This is a genomic window from Ruegeria sp. YTSA075 (assembly GCF_059610245.1).
In genome coordinates this window covers 610,398-628,126 of sequence record NZ_JBXWNG010000001.1, presented here as the reverse complement: position 1 = coordinate 628,126, position 17,729 = coordinate 610,398, and the positions used below count along the sequence as shown (strand labels likewise).

Annotated in this window: 17 protein-coding genes and 1 pseudogene; 6 read left to right on the top strand and 12 right to left on the bottom strand. The window is 58.2% G+C overall.

Going from position 1 to position 17,729, the window contains the following annotated elements; all coding sequences use genetic code 11:
- The 3 genes and pseudogenes from AC2FGE_RS03145 to AC2FGE_RS03135 form a co-directional block, all read right to left on the bottom strand.
- Positions 1-87: pseudogene (locus AC2FGE_RS03145) on the bottom strand ((2Fe-2S)-binding protein); the annotation flags it as partial.
- A 152-nt stretch (positions 88-239) separates the two neighbouring features.
- The gene (locus tag AC2FGE_RS03140; RefSeq protein ID WP_496817712.1) at positions 240-1,241 is read right to left on the bottom strand and encodes a molybdopterin-binding protein; all 1,002 of its coding nucleotides are present in this window, start codon (positions 1,239-1,241) and stop codon (positions 240-242) included.
- Entirely contained in the window at positions 1,238-2,206 is a 969-nt protein-coding gene (locus AC2FGE_RS03135; protein ID WP_496817711.1) for an XdhC family protein, read from the bottom strand. Before AC2FGE_RS03135 ends, AC2FGE_RS03140 begins: the two co-directional genes overlap by 4 nt.
- A 170-nt stretch (positions 2,207-2,376) precedes the next feature.
- Between AC2FGE_RS03135 and AC2FGE_RS03130 the strand changes: the two genes are divergently transcribed.
- Positions 2,377-2,877: a hypothetical protein gene (locus tag AC2FGE_RS03130; RefSeq protein WP_496817710.1), complete on the top strand. Its 501-nt coding sequence runs from the start codon at positions 2,377-2,379 to the stop codon at positions 2,875-2,877.
- Between the two features lie 3 nt (positions 2,878-2,880).
- On the opposite strand, the gene AC2FGE_RS03125 is transcribed toward AC2FGE_RS03130, so the two are convergent.
- Positions 2,881-4,137, bottom strand: a complete 1,257-nt coding sequence (locus AC2FGE_RS03125) for a vWA domain-containing protein (protein ID WP_496817708.1) — start codon at positions 4,135-4,137, stop codon at positions 2,881-2,883.
- Between the two features lie 58 nt (positions 4,138-4,195).
- Positions 4,196-5,104, bottom strand: coding sequence for an AAA family ATPase (locus AC2FGE_RS03120; protein ID WP_496817706.1), 909 nt, complete (start codon positions 5,102-5,104; stop codon positions 4,196-4,198).
- Between the two features lie 121 nt (positions 5,105-5,225).
- On the opposite strand from AC2FGE_RS03120, the gene pyrC reads away from it, so the two are divergent.
- A complete protein-coding gene (gene pyrC, locus AC2FGE_RS03115) occupies positions 5,226-6,263 on the top strand; it encodes a dihydroorotase (protein WP_496817705.1) in 1,038 nt (345 codons plus the stop codon).
- Here the strand turns inward: pyrC and AC2FGE_RS03110 are convergent.
- Together AC2FGE_RS03110 and AC2FGE_RS03105 are read right to left on the bottom strand one after the other, a co-directional pair.
- A complete protein-coding gene (locus AC2FGE_RS03110) occupies positions 6,260-7,555 on the bottom strand; it encodes an MmgE/PrpD family protein (RefSeq protein WP_496817704.1) in 1,296 nt (431 codons plus the stop codon). The two genes, pyrC and AC2FGE_RS03110, sit on opposite strands and share 4 nt — an antisense overlap.
- A gap of 38 nt (positions 7,556-7,593) precedes the next feature.
- The gene (locus AC2FGE_RS03105; protein WP_496817703.1) at positions 7,594-8,040 is read right to left on the bottom strand and encodes a type II toxin-antitoxin system RatA family toxin; all 447 of its coding nucleotides are present in this window, start codon (positions 8,038-8,040) and stop codon (positions 7,594-7,596) included.
- A gap of 73 nt (positions 8,041-8,113) precedes the next feature.
- Between AC2FGE_RS03105 and hpt the strand changes: the two genes are divergently transcribed.
- Complete coding sequence (gene hpt, locus AC2FGE_RS03100; RefSeq protein WP_496817702.1) at positions 8,114-8,659, top strand: hypoxanthine phosphoribosyltransferase; 546 nt, start codon at positions 8,114-8,116, stop codon at positions 8,657-8,659.
- A gap of 9 nt (positions 8,660-8,668) precedes the next feature.
- On the opposite strand, the gene AC2FGE_RS03095 is transcribed toward hpt, so the two are convergent.
- Together AC2FGE_RS03095 and lipA are read right to left on the bottom strand one after the other, a co-directional pair.
- Positions 8,669-9,811, bottom strand: coding sequence for an amidohydrolase (locus AC2FGE_RS03095; protein WP_496817700.1), 1,143 nt, complete (start codon positions 9,809-9,811; stop codon positions 8,669-8,671).
- The gene (lipA, locus tag AC2FGE_RS03090; protein WP_496817698.1) at positions 9,808-10,758 is read right to left on the bottom strand and encodes a lipoyl synthase; all 951 of its coding nucleotides are present in this window, start codon (positions 10,756-10,758) and stop codon (positions 9,808-9,810) included. The genes AC2FGE_RS03095 and lipA overlap by 4 nt, the downstream gene beginning before the upstream one ends.
- A gap of 264 nt (positions 10,759-11,022) precedes the next feature.
- On the opposite strand from lipA, the gene AC2FGE_RS03085 reads away from it, so the two are divergent.
- The gene (locus AC2FGE_RS03085) at positions 11,023-11,571 is read left to right on the top strand and encodes a peroxiredoxin (protein WP_496817697.1); all 549 of its coding nucleotides are present in this window, start codon (positions 11,023-11,025) and stop codon (positions 11,569-11,571) included.
- A 45-nt stretch (positions 11,572-11,616) separates the two neighbouring features.
- Here AC2FGE_RS03085 and AC2FGE_RS03080 read toward each other — a convergent pair whose 3' ends face one another.
- The gene (locus AC2FGE_RS03080) at positions 11,617-12,540 is read right to left on the bottom strand and encodes a hydrogen peroxide-inducible genes activator (RefSeq protein WP_496817696.1); all 924 of its coding nucleotides are present in this window, start codon (positions 12,538-12,540) and stop codon (positions 11,617-11,619) included.
- A 50-nt stretch (positions 12,541-12,590) separates the two neighbouring features.
- Positions 12,591-13,661 carry a DUF6456 domain-containing protein gene (locus tag AC2FGE_RS03075; RefSeq protein ID WP_496817738.1) on the bottom strand — a complete coding sequence of 357 codons (1,071 nt, stop codon included), beginning with the start codon at positions 13,659-13,661 and terminating at the stop codon, positions 12,591-12,593.
- A gap of 242 nt (positions 13,662-13,903) precedes the next feature.
- On the opposite strand from AC2FGE_RS03075, the gene AC2FGE_RS03070 reads away from it, so the two are divergent.
- Entirely contained in the window at positions 13,904-14,203 is a 300-nt protein-coding gene (locus tag AC2FGE_RS03070) for a DUF6477 family protein (protein ID WP_496817695.1), read from the top strand.
- Here AC2FGE_RS03070 and AC2FGE_RS03065 read toward each other — a convergent pair whose 3' ends face one another.
- Positions 14,204-15,748: a trimethylamine methyltransferase family protein gene (locus AC2FGE_RS03065; protein ID WP_496817694.1), complete on the bottom strand. Its 1,545-nt coding sequence runs from the start codon at positions 15,746-15,748 to the stop codon at positions 14,204-14,206.
- A gap of 242 nt (positions 15,749-15,990) precedes the next feature.
- Here AC2FGE_RS03065 and guaA point away from each other — a divergent pair, with 242 nt between their 5' ends.
- A complete protein-coding gene (gene guaA, locus AC2FGE_RS03060) occupies positions 15,991-17,550 on the top strand; it encodes a glutamine-hydrolyzing GMP synthase (RefSeq protein WP_496817693.1) in 1,560 nt (519 codons plus the stop codon).
- The last annotated feature ends 179 nt before the right edge of the window (positions 17,551-17,729 follow it).

Genomic DNA, 17,729 nt, shown 5'->3' with positions numbered 1-17,729 from the left:
ATCGCGCAGAAAACCAGACAACAACGTCCGACCCTCAACCTCCCCGATCACAGCAGTACCGTTCACGGTCATCGAGACCTGTGTCATGAGTTCCTCCCGGTTTGATTGTTCTCCCTATGAACAAGTTAAGCACGGGAAATACTGTTTGAGAACAAAAAACTTGTCGCGTTTAACGCATCCCCTCTCGCCCAACAGTCACGGTTTAGTGCGGCAGGGCAAGCGATCAAAACACCAAAGCATCACAGTTTACGCTGCGCACGGGGTTGCGGCCGCGTCGGGATTTCCTTGAGCAATCCCCCCACCCCCATGGCAGCGATGTCGGCGCCGGTGGTTTCGATACCGCAGGCCACACGGGACAACACCCAATCGGCACCGTTCAGCGCCGGAGACCGCGCACAGCCCGGCAGCCCGATCACCGGGCGTTCGCCCAAAGCCCCCAGAAACAACAGGTTTCCCGGATCGACCGGCATACCGAACCGATCCACCACCCCTCCGGCCTCACGAATAGCTGATGGCGCCACATCATCCACATCCGATGTAGCCGAGGCGGTCAGGATCATCAGCAGATCACTTTGCATCTGGGAAATTGCCGTAGCAATCCGACCGGTATCATGGGGGACGATCTGCACATCGCTCAGCTCCATTCCCAACAACTCGACGCGGCCTTTTATGGCTGCAATGCCTTTCTCATTGGGCGGACCGCCGGGAATATCGGTCACGATCAGGCCTGCGGTTCGGTGGACCGGTGCAATCAGCCGAACTGCGCCTTGCGCAAAGCTTGCAGCGTATCGAACGTCAGCCTCGGGAACCGCATAGGAGATGATCTTGATCGTCGCGACCATACCCCCATCGCTCATCTGCTGGTGCTGAGGCACAGTGGCGACGGTGATCATCGGGTTGACCCGATTGAATTGTTCCAGCGCTTCGACATCTAGGATCACGATGCCCGGACCATCAGCCAAAAGGTTCACACGCCCGGTAAATGCTTCGGTGATCCGCAGATTGGCGGCTTCTGCATCTGGGACCAAAGCGTGCGCCAAAAGACCAGCCGCCTCGTCCTCATGGCAATCGTCGGGATCCAGTCGCGCGACGGTGACTTCGATCAACCCGGCTTGGGTCAGTTCCGCAATGTGATCAGCTGATAGGGTCAATCCCTTGCGCAGTTTGCGCCCGTTCGCTGATACTGAATGCGCAAGAATCGCTCCTTTAGCCTGATCAACGGGCATTGGGCCAAACTTCATGCCCTGCCCCGCAGAACAGCCGTCATCTGGGCCAGAATGGCCACTGCAATCTCTGATGGATCAGACGCCCCGATATCCAGACCGATAGGGCCATGGATCAGAGCGATCTGTGCGTCGGTGAACCCGGCGGCTTGCATCCGCGCGACCCGTTTCGCATGGGTCCGGGTCGAACCCAGCGCGCCGATATAGAACACATTCGCCTCAAGCGCGGCTTGCAGTGCCGGGTCATCCAGCTTCGGGTCATGGGTCAGCAACACGACGGCGGTACGCGTATCCAATCCCAGCTTGGCAACGGCCTCATCCGGCCAATCCGTGAGAATAGTCTCGCCAGGAAAGCGGGCGTCAGATGCGAAAGCCTCACGCGGGTCGACAATTGCGGGATCATATCCGGCGATCCGAGCCATCGGCACAAGCGCCTGCGCGATGTGAACCGCGCCGACGACGATCAGCCGAAGCGGCGGATTGTGGACGGCAACAAAGGTTTTGCCATCTTCTTCGAAACCCGACCGGTCCATGCGCAAACGGTCGGGATATTTGTTGCGCCGCAGGGACCGGTGGCCGCTGTCGATATTGACCTCATAGGCCAAGGGCTCGCGCGCTGCCCGTGCGGAGACCAGTTCGGCCAGCATGGGTTCGGGCAAAACCTCGCCCACCGGCTCGACCAGAACCCTGATGGTGCCGCCGCAAGCGAGACCGACGGCAAAGGCGTCCTCGTCGCTGACACCAAATTCCAATAGGCGTGCCTCACCCTCGTCGATAGCTTCCAATGCCTCGACAATCACAGCGCCTTCGACGCAGCCACCCGAGACAGAGCCTTCGATCCGGCCATCGCCACCGATGACCAACTGCGCTCCTATGCGACGCGGCGCACTGCCCCAGGTTTCAACGACAGTTGCAAGGGCCGCACCGCGCCCGCTGCGATACCAGTCCAGAGCTGTTTCAGGGCTGTTGTCGAATCTCTGCATCAGAGCCTCCTGCGGTGTATCGGTTCAACATAGTGAGCCATGATACAAAGAAAAGCGTAGGCGGGTTGCTGTGATATCAGATTGATCCTATCCCGCCCGGCTTCTAATCTGTCATCATGCTTGGAATCAAATCCGGCAGACCCCCAAAATTTCAGAACGGAGACACAGAATTGAAACGCATTCTTACACTCGGCGCCGCAATCGGCATGTTGGCTGCAACCACAGCCTCTGCGGATACATATGAACGCTATGGTGAGGTCGAGGGCTGGAAAGTCTTCATCGATAATGAGCGCAAATCCTGCCTGATCGAAGCCATTGATGACGCTGAAAATGTGGTCCAGATGGGACTGACCGAAGATCGCGGCGTTGGCTATGTTGGTGTGTTCACCAAGGCCAAGACAAACATCAAACGCGGCGAGAAAGAAGCCGTGGCAATCCTTCTGGGCGACAACCTGTATCTGGGCGAAGCCACGGGCATGAAGGGCAATATCACCAAGGGCTATTCCGGCGGGTATGTCCTGTCTGATGACCCTCAGTTCGCCGAAGACATCGCGAAGAAGCAGGTGATGATCGTGTTTCCTGAAAAGGAATTCGCCTTCACCGTCGATCTGACAGGCACGTACAAGGCCATGGAAATGGCGCGAGAGTGCAACGCGAAACAACTCGGCTAGACCCTAACCTGAAAGCGCGGACATAAGCCGCGCTTTCTCACCCCCATCATCGGGGTCCGAGATGACTTTGGCCAGATCTTCCAGCGACGCAATCGAATGCCCGGCGCGAAAACTATCAACATGAGGCAACATCGCGGCCACGCCCTGCGCCTTGGGCGCAAACCCATCCCAGCGCAGCAGTGGATTGAGCCAGATCAGGCGGCGCGCAGACAGGTGCAACCGTTCGGTTTCTTTTGCCAACGCTTCTGCGTCACCCCGATCCAGCCCGTCCGAGATCAGCAGAACTACTGCACCCTGCCCCATCACCCGGCGCGACCAGTCGCGGTTGAACGCGTGCAGGCACTCTCCGATCCGTGTGCCGCCTTCCCAATCCTGCGCCTCGCCCCCCGCCGCGGCCAGGGCGGCATCCACGTCACGTTGCTGCAGATGCCGGGTGATATTGGTGAGCCGCGTACCAAAGGTAAAGGCATGCACCTTGGCCCAACCAGCCCCTTTGGCATTCGAAACCGTGTGCAGGAAGTGCAGGATCAGGCGGGAGTACTGGCTCATTGACCCGGAAATGTCGCAAAGCACAACCAGATTGGGCCAGCGAGGCTTGGGTTTCTGGTGTGCAATATCTCGCAGCTCACCCCCCTGTCGCATGGCTGCACGCAAGGTTCTGGCGCGATCTATGCGATGACCCAAGAGGCTGGCTTGCCCTCGACGGCTTGCAATCGGTTTGACCGGAAGGCTAAGACGCGACAGAAGGCGTTTGGCCTGGGCAGTCTCGGCAGTGCTCATCTGTTCAAAATCCAGGCTGCGCAGGCGTTCTTCGGAGGACGCGGTTTGTGACGCATCAATGTCGAGCTCGGTTTCCCCTTCATCGCTGGCGCTTTCAGGCTGGTCGCGCTCAACCCCATCCAGCAACGCCTCTGCCGCCCGTTTTTCGGCCGCGTCCGCTTTGCGTTCTTCCTGCACTCCGCGAATGGCAGGCAGCATCATGGACATCATATGCTCCAGATATCGCGGGTCGCGCCAGTAGAGGCGAAAGACCTGCGCAAAAACGGTGCGATGTTCGGGCCGGTTCACAAAGCAGGCGTGCAGGGTCCAGTAGAAATCCTGCCTTTGGGTAAAACCGGCAGCCTGCACGGCGCGGATCGCATCCACCACCCGCCCGGTCCCGATCGGCAACCCCGCTTTGCGCAAGGCCCGCGCAAAATGCGTGATGTTTTGCGCCAGCTTCGGGTCTTCGGGGATATCGAGCGGGAGTTGTTCAGCCATTACCGTTGATGGGGGCTCTGCCCCCAAACCCCCGAGGTATTTTTGAACAGAAGAAGCATCAGGCGGGTTCGAGATCTGCTTTGGCTTCATCCAGAATGCGTTTCGCCTCGGATCCCTGCAGTTTCTGTATGTCGTCCTGATACTTCAAGATCGCGCCCAGCGTGTCGCCGATCACCTCGGGGCTGAGGTTGATGACGTCCAGAGCCAACAGGCATTTGGCCCAGTCGATCGTCTCGGCCACGCCGGGTTTCTTGAACAGGTCTTCGGTGCGCAGACGCTGAACAAAGGCCACAACCTCGCGGCTAAGGGCCTCAGCGGCTTCGGGCGCGCGGGTGTGTAGAATTTCAATCTCACGATTGAAATCAGGGTAGTCGACCCAGTGATACAGGCATCGGCGCTTCAAGGCGTCATGCACTTCTCGGGTGCGGTTCGAAGTCACGATGACGATGGGTGGTTCGGGAGCCTTGACAGTGCCGAGTTCGGGAATCGTGACCTGAAAATCGCTGAGTGCTTCGAGAAGGAAAGCCTCGAACGGCTCGTCGGTGCGATCCAACTCGTCGATCAGCAAAACCGGCGCGCCGTATTCATCGGGGCGCATGGCTTGAAGAAGGGGCCGTTCGATCAGATACTCATCTGAGAACAGTTCGGTTTGCAGCGCGTTTCGATCTGCACCCCCGGCAGCCTCGGCCGTGCGGATCGCAACCATCTGCGCCGGGAAGTTCCATTCATAGACAGCCGAGGACGCATCCAGCCCCTCGTAACACTGCAGACGGATCAGGCGGCGGTTCAATCCGGCGGCCAGCGCCTTGGCAATCTCGGTCTTGCCAACCCCGGCTTCGCCTTCCAGAAACAGGGGGCGTCCCAGTTTTAGCGATAAGAACACCACAGTCGCCAAAGCACGTCCGCAGACATAACCCTGCTCTCCCAACATGGTCTGAACCGCATCAATCGATTGCATCTTTGACATGGCATCCCTCCGTTCGACCAAAAGGTCACGCTCGGCGCCGGTCGTCAACCCGGCCCGATATGGTCCCTTAGTCGCATTCCAGCCTCTTTCACAGCGGCCCACGCTATGTTAGCCGAGCGTCATGACCGAGAGCATCACGATCCGCCGCCCCGACGACTGGCATTTGCATCTGCGCGATGGCGCGATGCTGAAAGCCGTCCTGCCCGAAACCGCGCGCCATTTTGAGCGTGCGATCATTATGCCCAACTTGGTGCCCCCGGTTGTTACGGGCGCGCTGGCTGCCGCCTATCGGGATCGCATTATGGCCGCGCTGCCCGACAGCATGAGTTTCGAGCCGCTGATGACCCTGTATCTGACCGAAGATACGGACCCGGACGATCTGGCCGCGACCCATGCCAGCGGGTTGGTCAAGGCTGTTAAACTCTACCCGGCGGGCGCAACGACCAACTCGGCCTCGGGCGTGCGAGATTTCGACAAGGTTCGCCCTGTGCTCGAGAAAATGGCCGAAATAGGTCTGCCCCTATGCGTCCATGGTGAGGTCACAGACGCCGAGATCGACATCTTTGACCGTGAGGCGGTGTTCATCGACCGTGTGCTGGACCCGATCCGCAAGGCCACGCCGGGCTTGCGCGTGGTGATGGAGCACATCACAACTCGCGACGGCGTTCAATATGTCAAAGCCAATGACACTGATCTGGGCGCTACGATTACGGCGCATCACCTGATCATCAACCGCAATCACATTCTGGTGGGCGGGATCAAACCGCACTACTACTGCCTTCCGGTTGCCAAACGTGAGGAGCACCGGCTTGAGCTGCTTAAAGCCGCGACCTCTGGTGATCCGCGGTATTTCCTGGGCACCGACAGTGCGCCGCATACGGACGACAACAAAGAAATGGCCTGTGGTTGTGCCGGGTGTTTCACCGCGACCAACACAATGTCACTGGTGGCTGAAATGTTCGACCGTGAAGGGGCCATGGACAAGTTGGAAGGGTTTGTCTCGCTGAACGGACCCGCCTTCTATGGCCTGCCGGTGAACGAAGGCACCATCACAATGGCCAAAGGCGACCCGGTAGACTATCCCGAAAAGATCGAAACTGAAGACGGCCCAGTTACGGTGTTCGATCCCGGCTTCCCGTTGCACTGGCGCGTGGTTTAACCCGCCAGTTTTGCAGCCAGATCGCGGGCGCGGCCTCCGGTGCGCAGCATCGACCAGATCGCGTCCGCCTCATCCGCGCCGATCAGCTTGGACGCTTTGGCGCGCACCCGGTCCTCGCGATCCGGCAGAGATATCGGGGTCATCAGGTCATGCGTTGCCTCAAGCCGCGCCCCATCACGGCGCAGCAGGGTCAGCCGGGTTTGCGTCTCGGACAAGGCCTCATCTGCTTCGACCACGATACGGTCCTGCAGCGATTTGACACGCGGGTCAGCGCAGACTTTCTGAGAGTAGCTTCCGGGCAGCGCGGTGTCATAGCCAAGCGCCTGCATGGCGATCACGGCACGGTAAGAAAACTTGGCTTCCAGCCCTGTGGTCGGCGACATCTGGTTACAGACGCTCATCCAACGCGGATGCGTTTTGACCTTGATCTCGGCTACTTCCGGTTCGGCAATATCCAGATTGCGTGCCGCCTCAAGCGCCGCGTGCAGTCCATGACAACAGGCGTGAAACTTGTGGCTGACCGATTCGAACACCCACTCATCTCCGAGCCCGTCCAGAGCTGCGGCGGCGTCGGCAGCCCCGTGATGGGTCGCGCCAAAGCCTAACGGGCCGTCCAATGCATCCGCGCTCGGCACAAACCCCTTGTGGATCAGAAGCGCAGCCTCGACACCCGAGGCAGAGGCCATCCCTGCATTATAGGGTTTGCCCATTGTCCCGAATTGCGCCTTAAGGCCCGCCGCGCGGGTCGCCGTCAGGCCCAGTACTTGCCGCATCTGATCGACGCTGAACCCCAGAATACGGCCAACCGCAACCGCGGCCCCGAAAGCCCCAGCTGTGGCCGTTTGATGAAACCCGGTCTGATAGTGACCACGGCCCAACCACAGCCCAATACGAATTGACGTTTCCATCCCAACTAGGGCTGCTTCGAGAAGATCGACCAGGATACGATCATCCCACTCAGACGCGGCCAACGCTGCAGGCAGGACCGCCACAGACGGATGGCCGATATGGGCAAAATGGGTGTCGTCATAATCCAGCGCATGGGACACCGTACCATTGACCAAAGCCGCAGTACGCAAGGGGGCGCCGCCGCCACCGAACAGATGCGCCTGCACTGCACCCGCCTCGTCCATAGCCATGTCCCGGACGATCGTCGCAACGGGCTCGTTAATACCAGCCCGACCAACGGCGACCCAGTCCAGAACAGAAAGCGATGTGACGATCCGCGCCTGCGCGGTGGTCGTGATCGGGCCTGCGGCAAATGCAGCCAGTGTTGAGGTAAAATCTGACATAAGGCGCAGTCTAGCGCGCGCCAAGCGCGGGTAAAGCCTTAGCTGTAAAGCGCGGCGGCGCGCGCTTCGAAGGCGCGCACGATGCGCTGCATGGCTTCGTTAAAAACAACGCCGATGATGCCTTGCAGGATGGCGTTCTTGAACTCGAAATCCACGTGGAATGAGATATTGCACCCACCTTCGGGCGCGTCCTCGAACTGCCAATCGGATTTCATGTATTTGAACGGGCCATCCAGATATTCGGTATCTATCTTCTTTTGGTCCGGATACAGAGTCACCCGGCTGCCAAACCGTTCGCGGAACACTTTGAACGAGATGACCAGATCGGCCTCCATCACCTCGGCCTCACCCATAGCATAGGTTTTGCGAATACGGGCTGCTGCGCACCAGGGCAGAAACTGCGGATACTGGGCCACATCCGCGACCAGATCATACATCTGTTGCGCGGTGTATGGCAGGTGGCGCGTTTCCGAGTGAATTGGCATGGCATTCAGGCATTAAAAGGTGACATTGGCGCGTCATGTCGTATGTTGCGCGCCAAAGATCAAGGGGGCAGCGATGAGTGACCGCGCATATGTGATAGATGAGATGATCTCGGCCAAGGCCATCGCGGCGCGGATCGAAGAGCTATGTCGGGAAATCTCTGACGAATTTGGCGATACTGACAAGCTGGTTGTGGTTGGCCTGTTGCGCGGTAGTTTCGTGTTCATCGCCGATCTGGTGCGCGAGCTGGACCTGCCGATCGAGGTGGATTTCCTTGAGGCCTCTTCCTACGGTGACTCGATGGAGAGCAGTCGGGAAGTACGCATTCTCAAAGACTTGCGCGGCGCAATTGAAGGGCGCGATGTGCTGGTGGTCGAAGATATCGTCGATACGGGCCACACACTGAACCATGTCACCAAGTTGCTTCAAAGCCGCAAGCCCTCTCGATTGAAGTCCATTGCGTTGCTCGACAAACCCAGTCGCCGCGAAGTGGATTTCCGGTCAGACTGGATTGGCTTTGAAATTCCGGATGAATTCGTCGTGGGCTACGGGATCGATTACGCTCAGCGCAATCGAAACTTGCCGTTTATCGGCAAGGTTCGGTTTACCGAAGGCGAGTAAGTTGCGGGTTCAGCCCAGAATCTGACGGATCGCATTCAGGAAGATACCTGTTCCGACCGGAATCAAGGCATCCGGGAAATCGTAGTCTGGATTGTGGAGTTGCGGGTGATCGCGCCCCGCCCCAAGCCAGAACATCGCCGTTTTCGCACCTTTGCCAAACTGTCCGAAATCTTCGGAAAATCGTTGCGGTTGGTCGGTCAAGTCACAGGTAACGTTTTGTGCCGCGCATGCATGGGATAAAGCATCGACGGCTTCCGCGTGATTGGTGCAAGCCTCAAAGACATCTTCGTAAGTGATCGAGGTGCTAAGCCCTTCGGAACGCGCGATCTTTTGCACCAGCGCTTCGGCGTCTGATACCAGTTTACCCATGCGTTGATCAGATACCGTGCGCAACGTCACCCACAATTCGGCTTGCCCGGGGGCAACGCCAAAGGTTTGCTCTCCCAAACGCGCATGGGTGATGGTCGTGAGCGCGTAGCCCGTGCTCAGGTCGCCACCCGTACCAAGACCCGTGAGCTTGGGAATCAGGGCCGATACCGCACCTGCCGGGGACACCCCATCCTGAGGCGCTGCGGCATGCGAGGTTTTGCCCGTCAACCCAATTCGCATCCCACGCGAGGCGCAATTGGCGGGCCCTTTGCACAGCTGGACAGCACCCAACGCAAGCCCAGGCAAATTGTGCAACGAAAACACATAGTCAGGTGCGATTTTTGCAAAACGCGGATCAGCGCGAAAGGCTTCGGCACCCTGCCCTGTTTCTTCCGCGGGTTGAAAAATCAGGACAACACGTCCGCGCAGTGGGCGTTTCTGTTGCAAGGCCAACGCTACGCCCAGGACCATTATCATATGCCCGTCATGGCCACAGAGGTGCCCGTTACCCGGCACTTGCGAACGATATGGCAGATCCGAAAACTCCTGTATCGGCAACCCATCCAACTCACACCGGATCGCAACGCAAGGACCTGTCTGGTCGCCATCGAAGACAGCGGCAACGCCATGTCCCCCGAGCCCCGTTAGCACCGTGTCCGCGCCCGCATGCCGTAGCTCATCTACCATCCGCGCGGCCGTGGCCTGTTCCTGTCCGGACAATTCGGGCTGTTGGTGTAGTTCGTGGCGCAGCCGCGTCAGCCGCGCCAAATCTTCAGGCGTCACGCCTGCCCCAGCTTCTCTTGCCGGGCGGCGCGCAGGCGGGCGAAATCATCACCGGCATGGTAGGAAGACCGAGTCAGCGGTGTAGCCGAAACCATCAGGAATCCCTTGCCATAGGCCGCCTTTTCATAGGATGCGAACTCTTCGGGTGTTACGAAACGATCCACCGCGTGATGTTTAGGCGTCGGCTGTAGATACTGCCCAATGGTCAGGAAATCGATATCGGCTGCGCGCATGTCATCCATAACCTGGGCAACCTGTTGCTTATCTTCGCCTAACCCAACCATGATGCCGGATTTGGTAAAAATCGACGGGTCCAGTTCTTTGACCCGCTGCAACAGACGCAGAGAATGGAAATACCGCGCACCGGGGCGTACCTCGGGATAGAGACCCGGAACGGTTTCCAGATTGTGGTTGAACACATCCGGTTTCGATTCCACCACAGTCTCCAGAACTTCCGGATCACATTTCAGGAAGTCCGGCGTCAGAATTTCGATGGTCGTCTTGGGCGAGCGATGACGCACCGCGCGAATGGTCTGTGCGAAATGATCGGCACCGCCATCCTTCAGATCATCCCGATCCACAGAGGTGATCACCACGTGGTTCAGACCCAATTTCTCAACCGCATGCGCCACACGGCCCGGTTCGAACACGTCCAGCGCGTCGGGACGGCCGGTGGCGATGTTGCAGAAGGTGCAGCCCCGGGTACAAATCTCACCCATGATCATCATGGTGGCGTGGCCCTGAGACCAGCATTCGCCCACATTGGGGCATCCAGCCTCTTCGCAGACGGTGACCAGATTATTTTCGCGCATGATCCGATGGGTTTCAGCATAGCCTTTACCACCGGGCGCCTTCACACGAATCCATTTGGGTTTTTTCGGCTGCGCGTTATCCGGACGGTGGGCTTTTTCCGGGTGACGTTGTTCTGGAATCTTCAGATCTCGCACGGGCCGCTTTCCTAGCATTGGGTCAACTTTGTGTACCTTTAGCATAGTGCAGTGAAGCCGGTTACGCCAGCGCTGCATAGCCGCTATGCATGTGCATTGCGCAAACGCAGAATACGGTGAAAGTAAACGCAGATTTGAGCTAAGTATTCGCTTTTTAGGGAAGGAGTTAGCGACAATTCGCAAGCGCAGCATTTCTGTGATTGAAGGCTCGGGGCAACTGTTTTAATCCCGGGCCAATTCAATTTGAATCACAGGAGATCCAGCATGAAATCCGGCGCAAAATTGCCTGATGTCACTTTTCACACCCGCGTCCGGGATGAGGCCATCGAAGGCCCCAACCCCTATCGCTGGCAGGATGTCACCACAGGGGATTACTTCGCTGGCAAGCGGGTTATCCTGTTCTCGCTGCCCGGTGCGTTCACGCCGACCTGCTCGACCTACCAGCTGCCAGGTTTCGAGAAGGGCTACGGCGATTTCATCGCCAAGGGCGTCGATGCCATCTACTGCATGTCGGTCAACGACAGCTTTGTGATGAACAAATGGGCGCAGGATCAGGGGCTGGAAAACGTCACGGTCATCCCGGACGGGTCCGGCGAATTCACCCGCAAGATGGGCATGCTGGTCGACAAAGACAATCTTGGCTTTGGCATGCGGTCCTGGCGCTATGCGGCCATCATCAGTGACGGTGTGGTCGAAGCCTGGTTCGAAGAACCCGGCCTGATGGATAATTGCCCCGAAGATCCGTATGGCGTTTCCTCGCCCGAGAACCTGATGAAACATCTGGAACAAGCGGCAGAGCCCGAGCTGGCCTAAGCCAACCCCATCAATGACAATCTGGCCCGCCCCTTGGCGGGCCTTTTATGTTCGGGTGGCCGTCACGATCTGTTCACCCACATCGCGGATCACCTGTTCCAGCCTTTCGGCCCAATCGGCCTTGCCACTTGATGCACGATGGATCAGCCCCACGGTGCGTGCAGGCTGAGGGCTGCCGAACCGCAACAGTCGCAGGCCCGGAACGGCTTCGGATTCCGCACGGGCCGCAAGTTCAGGCATAAGGGTCAAGCCAAACCCCTCGGCCACCAACCGCGACAACGTCGCCAGGGATGAAGCCCCCATATTAATCTGCCCGCTGCCCCGGTCCTGGCCACAGACCTCAAGCGCCTGATCGGTCAGGCAATGCCCGTCTTCCAGCAGCATCAATTGGGCCGATTGCAGATCAAGCGGGCGCAGCATATCCGGGCTGGCCGATACCTTTTCGAGACGTGCAGCACTGCCTGCCAAGAGGAACTGATCCTGAAACAGAGGTGTTTCCCGGAACTCGGTACCACCAACTGGCAAGGCCAGCACAGCCGCATCAATCTCGCCCGCCCTCAGCAAGGCCAACAGACGCTCGGTTCTGGCCTCACGTATCTGCACCCGCAGCGAAACATCGCCCGAACGCAGACCGGCCAGAACGCCAGGCAAAAGATAAGGTGCAATCGTTGGGATGATACCAATGGACAAGGATCTGTGACCACCTGAATGATCACGGGCAAACTGATCCAGCCGATCGGCAGCGCCAAGGATCAGGCGCGCGCGCTCCAGCACATCGCGCCCCAATGGCGTCAGCAGAATATCGCGGGCCTGTCTTTCAAACAGGACACCGCCCATAATTTCTTCCAGCGCCTTGATCTGAACCGATAACGCGGGTTGCGACACATTGCAGACCTGAGCCGCACGACCAAAGTTTCGCTGTTCGGCGACAGCCTGAAAATACTGCAATTGTCTGAGGGTAAAACTCATAACCTTTGCTTATCAAAACCAGACGATTTCGCAAGGGCTGTATATGACCATCATCCGATCATCTGATCCCGGTCTGTCTGATCTTCGTAGTGGCGTTTCAAGCGTTGCAAGGCGATGCGCAAAACGATCTTGCCGGAGCGAGCAGACCAACCCATTCGCTTCTCTGCCGTTTCCAATCCTTCAAGGTAACAGCAACAGCGCAGCGCCACGTCGCTCAACCCCGGCCCCAGATCCGACAACGCCCGCGCAACCCGGTCCCGCGCATCCGAAGACCCGCGCCCGCCATGCGATTCACTGTCAAAACTGCCCCGGCCACCACCCGTCAGGAACCGATCCCAGTTCTGCGCGACCTGAGGTCCAATCTGCGCCAGTTCGAAATCCTCGCGCAGGCGTTCTCCGGCGCTGACAAGGCTCTCGTCCAGAAAGGGCTTGCCATCGCGATCCCGGCGACGCGCCAGCGCGACCAGCGGGCTTTCTGCCGCACAATAGCGAATCCGCCGCGCCCGATTAGTCTGCGTTGTTGCGGCTTTCGCCTGAAACGGCATCTGAGCCTCGGCCATTCCAAATTCATTCTTGGCGCGGGCCTTGTTTTCCGCCTCGGCCACCAGACGGTTCAGCGCCGCGCGCCCTGATGCCGAGATCCGGTAACGCGAGATGCGACCGGGATTGTCGCAGCTGATCCAATCCTGCAACGCAAGCGCCTGTGCAATCTTGCAATCAACAACTGCCGTTCGGGTTGCCGCAGCATCGCCCGTATCCCGAACCACAACCGCCTTATCCATATCCTCGGCCACAGCAAGAACCGATCCGGTTTCACACAGGCGACGCAGGATCCGCATCGCTTCCTGATCAAAATTCTCTGCGTCATCAGACCCCTGACCGGCCCGGTGGTCATCCGAGATTGAGAAATGCGTTTCGGCCAGCGATTGCAGCGCGGCATCCACAAGCGGGTCATCCCGGCGCATTTCAATGCGTCGGATTTGTCGCAGAATAGTTGATGCATGGCATCCCTCGGATCGTGCGATATCTCGTATCGATCGACCGGTCTCGGTATGAGCAAGGTATCTCTGCGCCCCTTCGGGCACCCAAGCCGGAATGGTGAAAGCCATGTAATTTTCCATATTCATTTGCCCTCGTCGACAAAACAGACTGCCACTTTTCGCCCGCGGAATTTGAGTTAACCAAATCTAACTAGAGGTGCTTTCGTTACTCGTTCGTTAACCCCAACGGTCGCTAACCAGATTTGATTCAAAAAGATAAACAGTCGTGAAACCATCGTTCAGAGGGAGCCCGACACAAGCAACACCCGCTTAGGTTGTGTGACAAACAGGCCAAATCAAAACCGCGTAAAGGAACACGGAAGATGCAGGACCTGATGACCATGATCACGACCCTCCGCCGCCCACGACTGCTGACACGGGCGGCAAAACTCGGGGTACAGGATTACAATCGGGACAGACATCTGCAGCGCATTTTGGGCTATGGATCGCTGCCCAGTACGGGCGCGGCCCTTATGCGGCTAATTGATCTTGAACGAGAGATGAACGCGCAACGAAAAGAAGAAGATGCCGCCTACTCATTAGTGCGGCATCTGGATCTTCTGATCGCGCTGTTGGGTGAGGCGCAGCTGTATCAGGGCAGCCGCGCCACGACCCTGAACTGATCAGGTAAATGCATCCGGCATCGAGGCTTTCTTCTCAGCGATGTAAGCCTCAAGCGCTGCGGCTGTGTCCGGGTCCATCTGTGGTTGCTGGTAATTGGCCAGCAGATGTTCGACCCGGCTCGACGCCAGCTGCCGCGTATCGCGCGACCCTTCGTCCTGCCAAGTCTCGAACGGCTTGTAATCCAGCATTTCGGTTTTCCAGAAGGCTTCCTTGAAATTGGCCTGCGTATGCGCGCAACCCAGATAGTGCCCGCCCGGACCAACCTCGCGGATCGCATCCATGGCTTGGGCATTTTCATCATAGGCCACGCCTTTGGCCAGCCCATGCAAAACACCCAACTGGTCGGCATCCATGACAAACTTTTCAAAGTCGGCCACCAGACCGCCTTCAAGCCATCCACACGCATGAAGCATAAAGTTCACACCCGCCATCAAACCCATATTCAGCGAGTTCGCCGTTTCATAGGCCGCCTGCGCATCCGGTAGTTTCGAACCGCAGAACGATCCGGCAGAGCGGTACGGCAGGTTCAGACGGCGAGCCAACTGCCCTGCGCCGTAGGTGATATGCGCGGCTTCTGGGGTGCCGAATGTCGGCGCGCCCGAGTTCATGTCGATCGAGGTCACAAAGGCCCCGAAAATTGCTGGTGCGCCGGGTCGAATGATTTGGCTGTAAGAGATGCCCGCCAGCACTTCTGCCAGAACCTGCGTCAACGTACCCGCAACCGAAACAGGCGCCATAGCGCCACCCACGATGAACGGCGAAATGATGCAAGCCTGGTTGTTCTTGGCATACACCTCCAGCGCGCCCATCATCACGTCATCGAATGTCATCGGTGAGTTGATGTTGGTCAGCGAGGTCATGACCGTGTTGTTCTGAACGAACTCTTTGCCGAACAGAATCTCGCACATCTCAACCGAATCCTGCGCCCGGCTGGGATCGGTGACCGAGCCCATGAACGGCTTGTCCGACAAGGTCATATGCGCCTTGAGCATATCCAGATGCCGCTTGTTCACCGGAATATCAGTAGGCTCGCACACCGTGCCCCCCGAATGGTGCAGCCACTTGGACATATAGGCCAGCTTCACGAACTTGTTGAAGTCATCCATGGTCGCATAGCGGCGGCCACCTTGGGCATCGCGCACAAATGGCGGGCCATAGACCGGCGCCAGAACCAGATTGCGTCCACCAATCGCCACCGATTTCTCGGGGTTGCGGGCGTGTTGGGTGAACTCGCTGGGGGCAGTTTTGATCAGCTCCCGCGCCAACCCGCGCGGGATGCGCACACGTTCGCCATCGATATCCGCACCTACATCGCGCCAGCGTTCCAGCGCGGCCGGATTGTCCACGAAGTTAACGCCAATCTCTTCCAGCACGGTTTCCGCGTTGTGTTCGATGATCTCCAACGCTTCTTCGTTGAGGATCTCGAAATTCGGAATGTTGCGTTCGATATACTTCGCGGTTTCGATACGAACTGCGGTACGCTCGGCCCGGCGGGCAGCGCCACCGCCACCTCTCGCCCTGCGCCGGGTGTTTGCCTCTGCCATGAGAAAATCCCGTCTGATGTGTTTAGATTGACCGTTGTGTTACAGGATTGAGCACCCGCAAGCATATGGATTACGGCGCTCTGGGGGGAAAAGCGACATTGAGGCCATGTCCCAACTGGATGACGCTCCGCTCCGCCGCTGATCGGGCGCTATCGGGCGCCTCTGCCCGCTCAAATTCCGGTTTTGTATCAAATGGCGTCATAGCGCTTGCACATACAAGGCTTGCGACCTAATAGCCGGATATGACCCAAAACACCCATGACCGCCTTCTCATCATCGACTTCGGCAGCCAGGTGACGCAGCTGATTGCACGCCGCCTGCGCGAGCTGAATGTCTATTGCGAAATCCACCCTTATCAGAATGTCACGATGGACGTTGTGCGCAAAATGGCCCCGCGCGCCGTGATTTTCTCGGGTGGTCCCGACAGTGTGACGCGCGATGGATCACCCCGTGCCCCGCAAGAGATTTTCGAATATGGCGTTCCAATTCTGGGCATCTGCTATGGCCAGCAGGTGATGATGCATCAGCTGGGCGGCAAGGTCGAAAGCGGCCACGGTACAGCCGAATTCGGCCGCGCCTTTGTCACCCCCAATGGACGACTGGACATCCTGGACGGCTGGTTTGCCGACGGGGATGAACAGGTCTGGATGAGCCACGGCGACCATGTCAGCGAAATCGCCCCGGGGTTTGAGGTCTATGGCACATCGCCCAACGCACCTTTCGCGATCACAGGCGATCCCAATCGCCATTTCTATGCGGTCCAGTTCCACCCCGAAGTGCATCACACCCCCAAGGGCGCAAAACTCTACGAAAATTTCGTAAAACTGGCCGGCTTCAAGGGCGACTGGACCATGGGGGCCTATCGCGAGGAAATGATCCGCAAGATCCGTGAACAGGTTGGCGAGAAAAAGGTCATCTGCGGCTTGTCCGGCGGCGTCGACAGCTCAGTCGCGGCGATTCTGATCCACGAAGCCATCGGCGATCAGCTAACCTGTGTGTTCGTCGACCACGGTTTGCTGCGCAAGAACGAGGCCGAAGAAGTCGTCGGCATGTTCCGCGACAATTACAATATTCAGTTGATCCACGCCGACGAATCCGAACTGTTTCTGGGCGAGTTGGACGGTCAGTCCGATCCGGAAACCAAGCGTAAGATCATCGGAAAGCTGTTCATCGACGTGTTCCAGAAACATGCCGATACCATCGACGGGGCCGAATTCCTGGCGCAGGGAACTCTGTATCCGGATGTGATCGAATCCGTTTCCTTCTCAGGCGGCCCGTCGGTGACGATCAAATCGCATCATAATGTGGGCGGTCTTCCTGAAAAGATGGGCCTGAAACTGGTTGAACCCTTGCGTGAGCTGTTCAAGGATGAGGTCCGCGCCTTGGGTCGCGAACTGGGTCTGCCCGCCAGCTTTATTGGCCGCCACCCCTTTCCCGGCCCCGGCCTGGCGATCCGCTGCCCGGGTGAGATCACTCGCGAAAAGCTGGAGATCCTGCGCGAGGCCGACGCCATCTACATCGACCAGATCCGCAAACACGGGCTCTACGATGATATCTGGCAGGCCTTTGTTGCCATTCTTCCCGTGCGCACCGTTGGCGTCATGGGCGATGGCCGGACCTATGACTACGCCTGCGCGCTGCGCGCGGTCACCTCAGTCGACGGCATGACAGCGGATTACTATCCGTTCAGCCATGAGTTCCTGGGCGAAACCGCCACGCGGATCATCAACGAGGTGAAGGGTATTAATCGCTGCACCTATGATATCACATCGAAACCGCCTGGAACGATCGAGTGGGAGTGATCCCGGACTCAACGAACGGGAAATCTCACTGAAAACCCCTTTGCAAGTACGGGCAATCTACCCTCCTGAGCGCTGTTTCTTGCGCTCAGGATTGGCTTGCAATCCATTTCCTGATCACTCACCTTATGCGCGGCCTGTCAAGTGTGTATGACCCGGCCAGTTGATGGTTTGTTAGTTTG

Excerpts from the sequence above, each read along its gene's own strand:
- AC2FGE_RS03140 (WP_496817712.1), bottom strand. The coding sequence starts at position 1,241 with ATGAAGTTTGGCCCAATGCCCGTTGATCAGGCTAAAGGAGCGATTCTT.
- AC2FGE_RS03135 (WP_496817711.1), bottom strand. The coding sequence starts at position 2,206 with ATGCAGAGATTCGACAACAGCCCTGAAACAGCTCTGGACTGGTATCGC.
- AC2FGE_RS03125 (WP_496817708.1), bottom strand. The coding sequence starts at position 4,137 with ATGGCTGAACAACTCCCGCTCGATATCCCCGAAGACCCGAAGCTGGCG.
- AC2FGE_RS03120 (WP_496817706.1), bottom strand. The coding sequence starts at position 5,104 with ATGTCAAAGATGCAATCGATTGATGCGGTTCAGACCATGTTGGGAGAG.
- pyrC (WP_496817705.1), top strand. The coding sequence starts at position 5,226 with ATGACCGAGAGCATCACGATCCGCCGCCCCGACGACTGGCATTTGCAT.
- AC2FGE_RS03110 (WP_496817704.1), bottom strand. The coding sequence starts at position 7,555 with ATGTCAGATTTTACCTCAACACTGGCTGCATTTGCCGCAGGCCCGATC.
- AC2FGE_RS03105 (WP_496817703.1), bottom strand. The coding sequence starts at position 8,040 with ATGCCAATTCACTCGGAAACGCGCCACCTGCCATACACCGCGCAACAG.
- hpt (WP_496817702.1), top strand. The coding sequence starts at position 8,114 with ATGAGTGACCGCGCATATGTGATAGATGAGATGATCTCGGCCAAGGCC.
- AC2FGE_RS03085 (WP_496817697.1), top strand. The coding sequence starts at position 11,023 with ATGAAATCCGGCGCAAAATTGCCTGATGTCACTTTTCACACCCGCGTC.
- AC2FGE_RS03080 (WP_496817696.1), bottom strand. The coding sequence starts at position 12,540 with ATGAGTTTTACCCTCAGACAATTGCAGTATTTTCAGGCTGTCGCCGAA.
- AC2FGE_RS03075 (WP_496817738.1), bottom strand. The coding sequence starts at position 13,661 with ATGGAAAATTACATGGCTTTCACCATTCCGGCTTGGGTGCCCGAAGGG.
- AC2FGE_RS03070 (WP_496817695.1), top strand. The coding sequence starts at position 13,904 with ATGCAGGACCTGATGACCATGATCACGACCCTCCGCCGCCCACGACTG.
- AC2FGE_RS03065 (WP_496817694.1), bottom strand. The coding sequence starts at position 15,748 with ATGGCAGAGGCAAACACCCGGCGCAGGGCGAGAGGTGGCGGTGGCGCT.
- guaA (WP_496817693.1), top strand. The coding sequence starts at position 15,991 with ATGACCCAAAACACCCATGACCGCCTTCTCATCATCGACTTCGGCAGC.